Annotated in this window: 5 protein-coding genes; 2 read left to right on the top strand and 3 right to left on the bottom strand. The window is 59.6% G+C overall.

Annotation, left to right across the window (positions count from 1 at the left end):
• Positions 1-1,031: G5 domain-containing protein (locus Q0J74_RS09960; protein ID WP_297214129.1), on the bottom strand; the 1,031-nt coding region annotated here is incomplete at its 3' end.
• Between the two features lie 773 nt (positions 1,032-1,804).
• A complete protein-coding gene (gene pta, locus Q0J74_RS09955; protein ID WP_297214126.1) occupies positions 1,805-2,788 on the bottom strand; it encodes a phosphate acetyltransferase in 984 nt (327 codons plus the stop codon).
• A 185-nt stretch (positions 2,789-2,973) separates the two neighbouring features.
• Here pta and Q0J74_RS09950 point away from each other — a divergent pair, with 185 nt between their 5' ends.
• A complete protein-coding gene (locus Q0J74_RS09950; protein WP_297214124.1) occupies positions 2,974-3,672 on the top strand; it encodes a helix-turn-helix domain-containing protein in 699 nt (232 codons plus the stop codon).
• 28 nt (positions 3,673-3,700) lie between these two features.
• Positions 3,701-5,509, top strand: a complete 1,809-nt coding sequence (gene lepA / locus Q0J74_RS09945) for a translation elongation factor 4 (RefSeq protein ID WP_297214121.1) — start codon at positions 3,701-3,703, stop codon at positions 5,507-5,509.
• Between the two features lie 328 nt (positions 5,510-5,837).
• Here lepA and Q0J74_RS09940 read toward each other — a convergent pair whose 3' ends face one another.
• On the bottom strand, positions 5,838-5,996 hold the full coding sequence (locus Q0J74_RS09940) for a DUF6364 family protein (protein ID WP_297214118.1): 159 nt from the start codon (positions 5,994-5,996) through the stop codon (positions 5,838-5,840).
• Positions 5,997-6,161 lie beyond the last annotated feature (165 nt).

Genomic DNA, 6,161 nt, shown 5'->3' with positions numbered 1-6,161 from the left:
ACCACCTTGTCGGTGGCCTCCCGGGTGACCTGGGTGGAGAGCACCGTGCGCTCCTGCTCCACGCCGTTGAGGTAGGAGATGTCGGCGTTTACCACCTGCTCGCCGGGGACGCCGGCATCCAGCACCTTGGTCTCGCCCTGGTACATGGAGCTGTCCTCCACCTCCACCACCGGGCAGGCAATCTCCTCGGTGTAGGTCACATTGTCCACCGTCTTGACCGACAGGAAGGGGATTTCCTCCTTCACGTTGAGCAGCTGGCCGATATAGATCTTGTTGATGTCCACGTCGGGATTGAGGACCTCCATCTCGGAGACCGTCATACCGTTGTCCAGGGCGATCTGCATAAAGGTGTCGCCCTTTTGTACCTCATACACCGTCTGACCGTTGGTGTTGGCGGTCAGAGCCTCCAGCATGAGCTGGGTGTCCTGATTGACATCGGAGGGGGTGTACTCGTGGGAGATGGATACCGTCCCCACAAACTGGGAGGAGACCGTGTTCTCCGTGACGTAGGCCGCCTTCACCTGCTCCAGCACGCTGTCCAGCACCGCCCGGTCCTGAGCCGCGCCGATGAACTGCCCGTCCACCGTCAGCACGTAGTTCTTCATCACCTCACCAATCTGGTCAAACAGATAGGTCTCAAACTGGGTGGTGGGGGTGAGATTTTCCGGCTCCGTCAGGGCAAACTCGTAGGTGAAGGAGCTGTCCAGGGTGTAGTCATGGCCCAGAATCTGAGCGGCCCGGGTCTCTACCCGGTCCACCGTGTCCTCAAACACCTGGGGCTGGGACACCATGCCCAGCACCACCCCGTCCTGCGCCACCACATAGGCGGGAGTATATACCGTGGTCACAATGGCGGTTACGCCAATAACGGCGGCGGCCGCAAAGAAATGCAGCGGGCTGATCAGGCGCCGCTCCCCGGCGGTGGCGGTGTCCAGGCGGCGCTGCAACAGCTCCAGCCCCTGCCGAAGCTGCCCCAGCCTGGCCTGGACCCCCGCTCCGTCCCAACGGGGCAGATGAAGAATGGATTCCATAGAGGGTTACCCTCCTGTTCTGTCAAAGTGGTGTCATATGGTTACAGCCCGAGGACTGAATGTAACAGATCAGTAAGAATGGTTACAAATTATTACAAGCCGTATGATACACGCTTTTTCGCCAAAAGTCAAGCCTTGTGCGTAAAAAAGACAATTTCTGGGCTTTTAGGGGTTGGGAGATGGGCAAATACGATATCTTGTGGTTTGGCTGGAGTTTACCGGGCAAAGGTCTCTTCCATGGCCATAAAAACAGGAGCACCCACGAAAGGTGCTCCTGTCAGCTTGTCGAAAAACTCCCCCGCAGGAGAGCCTCGCAGAGTTCCGTCGTCCGCAGGCGACGGAATCAAATCAAAATCCGTCATTTTCGGGGACATGTGCCTCGAAAATGACCCTTCTCATGGCGGAAGGGGGGACTATTTCGCAAGAAATCGAGCCCCTTCCGCCATGCAGCCTTTTGTCGAAAAAGGCACATGCGCCTTTTTCGACAGCCTGGCAGGAGCACCCACGAAAGGTGCTCCTGTTTTGGAAGCCATTTACGCCAGCGCCGCGGTGATGATGGCCATGGAATAGCGCCCCGCCGGCTTACAGCCTGCGGGGGTCCCAAATCTTTTATCTGCTCGGGGCAAATGAATTGCCCCGGCATCAAGGTTTTGCGCCGTCCGGCGCAAAACGCTTGGCGGCGCGGAGCGCCCAGCCCCCGGTGGGGGCGGAGGTCTCTTCCCTGGCCAAAAAGCAGGAGCACCCACGAAAGGTGCTCCTGCTTTGAAACCGGTTTACGCCAGCGCCGCGGTGATGATGGCCATGGAATAGACCTCCTGGGCGTTGCAGCCCCGGGAGAGGTCGTTGATGGGGGCATTCAGGCCCAGCAGAATGGGGCCGTAGGCGCTGAAGTTGCCCAGACGCTGGGCGATCTTGTAGCCGATGTTGCCGGCGTTGATGTTGGGGAAGATAAAGGTGTTGGCATAGCCCGCCACAGGGGAGCCGGGGAATTTCAGCTGGCCCACGGTGGGGGACACGGCGGCGTCAAACTGCATTTCGCCGTCAATGGCCAGATCGGGGGCGGCAGCCTTGGCCTTGAGGCAGGCGTTGCGCATCTTGTCCACGGTTTCACCCTTGCCGGAGCCCTTGGTGGAGTAGCTCAGGTAGGCCACCTTGGGGTCGATGCCGAAGGTCTTGGCGCACTTGGCGCACTCCAGGCCGATTTCCACCAGCTCGTCCTCGGTGGGGTCGATGTTGATGGCGCAGTCACCCATGGCCAGCACGGTGTTGTCGCCCACGCCCTCACGCACCATGATGAAGCAGGAGGAGACGATCTTGTTGCCCGGCTTGGTCTTGATAAGCTGGAGGGCGGGACGGACGGTATCGGCGGTGGAATAGGTGGCGCCGCCCAGCAGGCAGTCGGCCACGCCCATCTTCACCAGCATGGTGCCGAAATAGTTGCCGTGGAGCAGGGCGGCCCGGCACTCGTCGGCGCTCATTTTGCCCTTGCGGAGAGCCACCATCTCCTCCACCATCTGGTCCATGCCGGAATAGGTGGCGGGGTCCATGATCTCGGCGCCCCGGATGTTGAAGCCGGCCTCCTCCGCGGCGGCCTTCACCTCGTCCTCCTTGCCGATGAGGATGGGCGCCAGCCAGGTACCGGCCAGCAGACGGGCGCTGGCCTCCAGAATCCGGGGGTCGGTGCCTTCGGTGAACACGATGCGCTTGGGACTCTTTTTCAGGGTGTCAATGAGCTGCTGGAACATATGAATAGCCATTGGTATCATCCTCCATTACATATGTGACAGAATTCTGAATTGCCATCATCTGGCGGTGCTCCTATTATACACCCATCAGTCTACAAACTACAATGCCGAAAACCCATAAGATTGTGAAAAAATCCACTTTACTTTTTGTATTCACGCATATATACTATACCTACTGTTTTTATATGAGGTGTATTATGAATTCTGATTTTTCCCGCTGCCTGTCTCTGCTGCGGCAGGAGAAGGGCATCTCACAGCGGGCGGCGGCCAGGGACCTGGGAATCAGCCAGGCGTTGCTCTCCCACTATGAAAACGGCGTCCGGGAGCCGGGGCTCGCCTTTGTCACCCGGGCGTGCAGCTATTATAATGTATCGGCGGACTTCCTGCTGGGCCGCACGCTGAACCGGGACGGCACCACCATCGCCGCCGAGGAGCTGTACGACTACTCCACCGAGAAGGACAATGTGCTCCACGGCTCCATTCTGGCCACCCTGAACAAGAAGCTGCTGGTCAACTCCATCGGCGTACTGTTCGACCTGCTGGGAAAGACAGGGAAGAAGGAGGCCATCAACGCCGCCGCCGACTATTTGGGGGCCGCCATTTACAAGCTGTTCCGCCACCTCTACCGGGCGGACGGCACCCAGAATGAGGACTTTTTCTCCGTGCCGGTCCGGCAGTTTTTGGCGGGGATCCCCTCCGCCGACATGATCTGCACCGAGGCGGAATATGTGGAGGCCCTGGCGGGCCATGCCAAGGAGAAGGGGAAGTTCCCGCCCATGAACAACGACGCGCTGATGGAAAACTATCCCGGTCTGTACCAGTCCCTGCTCCAGATCATCCACACCACGGGGGAGCGGGTGAACTGCCGGGGCAACGCCCGGAAAGAGGGCCGCTGAGGCCGCACCGCCACGGAGGTTTTTATCTATGACCGATCAGAGGAAGATTCGTAATTTCAGCATCATTGCCCACATTGATCACGGGAAGAGCACCCTGTCCGACCGGCTGATTGAGGCGTGCAACGCGGTGACCGCCCGGGAGATGGAGTCCCAGCTGCTGGACAACATGGACCTGGAGAAGGAGCGGGGGATCACCATCAAGGCCCGGGCGGTGCGCCTCACCTACCAGGCGGCGGACGGCGGCGCCTATGAGCTTAACCTGATTGACACCCCCGGCCATGTGGACTTCAACTATGAGGTCTCCCGTTCCCTGGCGGCCTGCGAGGGGGCGGTGCTGGTGGTGGACGCCGCCCAGGGCATTGAGGCCCAGACCCTGGCCAACACCTACCTGGCCATGGAACACGACCTGGAGATTTTGCCGGTGGTGAACAAGATCGACCTGCCCGCCGCCGATCCCCAGCGGGTGAAGGACGAGATTGAAAACGTCATCGGCATTCCCGCCCAGAACGCCCCGGAGATTTCCGCCAAGGTGGGCATCAACATTCCCGCCGTGCTGGAGGACATTGTCCGGAACATTCCCGCCCCCCAGGGGGACCCGGCGGCCCCCCTGAAGGCCCTCATCTTTGACAGCCAGTATGACCCCTACCGGGGGGTCATCGTCTACTTCCGGGTGATGGAGGGTACCATAAAAACCGGCATGAACGTGAAGCTGATGGCCTCCGGCGCCACCTATCAGGTGCTGGAGTGCGGCCACCTGCTCCCCCTGGGGATGGAGGCCTGCCAGGAGCTGATCGCCGGGGAGGTGGGGTACTTTACCGCCTCCATCAAGAACGTGAAGGACACCCAGGTGGGCGACACCATCACCGGGGCCGACAGGCCCGCTGCCGAGCCGCTGCCCGGCTACCGGCCCGCCCGGCCCATGGTATACTGCGGCATCTACACCGAGGACGGCTCCAAGTACCCCGATTTGCGGGACGCCCTGGAGAAGCTCCAGCTCAACGACGCCTCTCTGTCCTTTGAGCCGGAGTCCTCCGTGGCTCTGGGCTTCGGCTTCCGGTGCGGCTTTCTGGGCATGCTCCACATGGAGATCATCCAGGAGCGGCTGGAGCGGGAGTTTGACCTGGACCTGATCACCACCCTGCCTTCGGTGATCTACCGCATTACCAAGACCGACGGCTCGGTGGTGCTGGTGGACAACCCCCACAACTACCCCGACCCGGCGGTGATTGCCACGGCGGAGGAGCCCTATGCCAAGGTCTCCATTGTCACTCCCCCGGACTATGTGGGCAACATCATGCCCATGTGCCAGGAGCGGCGGGGGGAATACAAGGACATGCAGTATCTGGACACCAACCTGGTGGAGCTGCACTACTCCATGCCCCTGGGGGAGATTATCTACGACTTTTTCGACACCCTGAAGGCCCGCACCAAGGGGTACGCCTCCCTGGACTACGAGCTGGACAAGTACGTTCCCTCCGAGCTGGTGAAGGTGGACATGCTTCTCAACGGGGACCAGGTGGACGCCCTCTCTTTCATCGCCCACAAGGACAAGGCCTATCCCCGGGCCAGGCGGCTGTGCGAAAAGCTGAAGGAGAACATCCCCCGCCAGCTCTTCGAGGTGCCGGTGCAGGCCGCCATCGGCGGCAAGATCATTGCCCGGGAAACCGTGAAGGCCATGCGCAAGGACGTGCTGGCCAAATGCTACGGCGGCGACATCACCCGGAAAAAGAAGCTGCTGGAAAAGCAGAAAGAGGGCAAGAAAAAGATGCGCTCTCTGGGTACGGTGCAGATTCCCACCGAGGCCTTCATGGCGGTGCTCAAGCTGGACGAGGAGTAACGGGACAGCATCTTTTCTTGCCCTCTGGGACCCCGCAAGGCGGGGCGGCGCTATGCGCCGTACAAGCGTTTTGGGCAGAGCCCAAAACCTTGGCGCAGGCGGAATTCATTTCCGCCGAGCAGGTTAAATCAAATGGGGTCCCCACAAAGGGCAAGCCCTTTGTGGGGCGGGCAAGAAAAAGATGCGCTCTCTGGGTACGGTGCAGATTCCCACGGAGGCCTTTATGGCGGTGCTCAAGCTGGACGAGGAGTAAAAAAAGACCTGCCGCGGGGCAGGTCTTTTTTGTCCTGTGCCGGCAGGGGCGGCGACCCCCCGGAGGGTGTAACCCTCATGGATTCGTTTTATGTTCCAATTCTTCCAGGTGGGCGCGGAGCACCAGATTGATATAGCTGGACAGGGAGCGGTCCTGCTGTTCGGCCAGCGCTTGAATTTTTTCAATCACAGGCTGATCCAAGGTCAGACTGACTTTGCTTTTAAGCGGTTTCATACCTATCACCTGAGCAGAATATACCACTTAAGACGATAGAATATTGACGAGTAAGAGATTATCGCCTATAATCCTACCTTGGTGATTAATATGTATACAAACGAATTTGAAGAGGCCTTTTCCAACTTTCTGGAGCGCCACGAGTATGACGAGGCGGAAAACTAC

The sequence above is a fragment of the uncultured Flavonifractor sp. genome, from assembly GCF_944387675.1.
Taxonomy (GTDB): domain Bacteria; phylum Bacillota; class Clostridia; order Oscillospirales; family Oscillospiraceae; genus Flavonifractor.
This window is presented reverse-complemented; position numbering and strand designations above follow the sequence as displayed.

Excerpts from the sequence above, each read along its gene's own strand:
- pta (WP_297214126.1), bottom strand. The coding sequence starts at position 2,788 with ATGGCTATTCATATGTTCCAGCAGCTCATTGACACCCTGAAAAAGAGT.
- Q0J74_RS09950 (WP_297214124.1), top strand. The coding sequence starts at position 2,974 with ATGAATTCTGATTTTTCCCGCTGCCTGTCTCTGCTGCGGCAGGAGAAG.
- lepA (WP_297214121.1), top strand. The coding sequence starts at position 3,701 with ATGACCGATCAGAGGAAGATTCGTAATTTCAGCATCATTGCCCACATT.
- Q0J74_RS09940 (WP_297214118.1), bottom strand. The coding sequence starts at position 5,996 with ATGAAACCGCTTAAAAGCAAAGTCAGTCTGACCTTGGATCAGCCTGTG.